This is a genomic window from Rahnella sp. ChDrAdgB13 (assembly GCF_017655185.1).
Lineage (GTDB): Bacteria > Pseudomonadota > Gammaproteobacteria > Enterobacterales > Enterobacteriaceae > Rahnella > Rahnella contaminans.
The window spans coordinates 1-1,429 of sequence record NZ_JAEMGT010000236.1 but is presented as its reverse complement, the minus strand read 5'-3'; the positions used below and the strand labels follow the sequence as shown (position 1 = coordinate 1,429).

At 54.1% G+C, this 1,429-nt stretch carries 1 pseudogene; it reads left to right on the top strand.

The annotated features are described in order from the left end of the window. Positions 1-1,429, top strand: a pseudogene (locus J8X26_RS27270) (host specificity protein J); the annotation flags it as partial.

The following is a 1,429-nucleotide window of genomic DNA, read 5'->3' as shown; positions in this document are numbered from 1 at the left end:
AGAGGCAAACAGGAAAGGGCGCTGGGGTATTCTGACCAATAATAAGGACCGCGTGATTACTTTCTCGGTCGGTCTGGATGGCATGATCCCACAGCCGGGTTACATCATTGCGGTTGCGGATGAAATGCTGTCTGGAAAAGTGACCGGTGGCCGCATAAGTTCAGTGAACGGACGCGCCATCACCTTGGACCGTGTTCCTGATGCCGCCGCCGGTGGTCGGCTGATTTTAAACCTTCCATCCGGTGCAGCTCAGTCACGCACGATTCAGTCAGTATCCGGGAAGATTGTCACAGTGACGGCTGCCTATGGCGAAACGCCAGAAGCTGAAAGCGTCTGGGTTGTAGAGTCTGACGAGCTGTATGCGCAGCAGTACCGCGTTCTCAGCGTTGCGGATAACAATGACAACACATCCACTATTTCCGCGGCGTATCACGACCCGGATAAATATGCTCGCATTGATACCGGCGCAATTATTGACGAACGCCCGATCAGTGTTATTCCCCCTAGCAGCCAGACGGCCCCGGACAATATTCAGATCGACTCCTATTCGGTGGTCAATCAGGGGATCAGCGTTCAGACCATGCGGGCAACATGGGATGTGGCGGTGAACGCTATCGCCTATGAGGCACAGTGGCGCCGCAATGATGGTAACTGGGTAAACGTGCCGCGCAGCTCTACAACGTCATTTGAGGTGCCTGGCATTTATGCAGGCCGCTACCTTGTCCGCGTGCGGGCTATCAATTCGGCGGAGATATCCAGCGGGTGGGGTTATTCGGCTGAAGTAACTCTGACGGGAAAGGAGGGCAATCCACCGAAGCCGGTTGGTTTCGCGGCCACGGGCATCAACTGGGGTATTCAGTTGAACTGGGGCTTCCCGGAAAACACTTCGGACACGCTGAAAACAGAGATTCAGTACACGCCTAATTCCGACCAGTCAAACCCGTTGCTGCTGTCTGACGTGCCATATCCGCAGGCCGTTTACACGCAACTTGGGCTGAAAGCAGGCCAGATTTTCTGGTACCGCGCGCAGCTGGTGGATAAGACCGGTAACGAGTCAGGTTACACGGACTGGGTCAGAGGCATGGCGAACGATAATGCCGATGATTATCTCGGTGATATCGCTGATGACTTCCTGAACTCTGCCGACGGTGACCGACTGACGAGTGATATTGAAACCAACATTGATGCCATCCTGCAAAATGCTTTGAACCTCAATTCGACCGTGGATCACCAGTTCGCACAGAACGGTGAGGTGCGGGCTGATATTTTGACGGTAAAAACGACTATCGCCGATGTTGATCAGGCGATGGCTGATTTGACAACTCAGGTGCAGGCGCAAATCGGTGACGTGACGGCTGCGCTTGAGGACAAACTGACGGCAGTTGTTGATGCCAGTGGAGCTTCAGCAATTTACACCCTGAAAACCGGT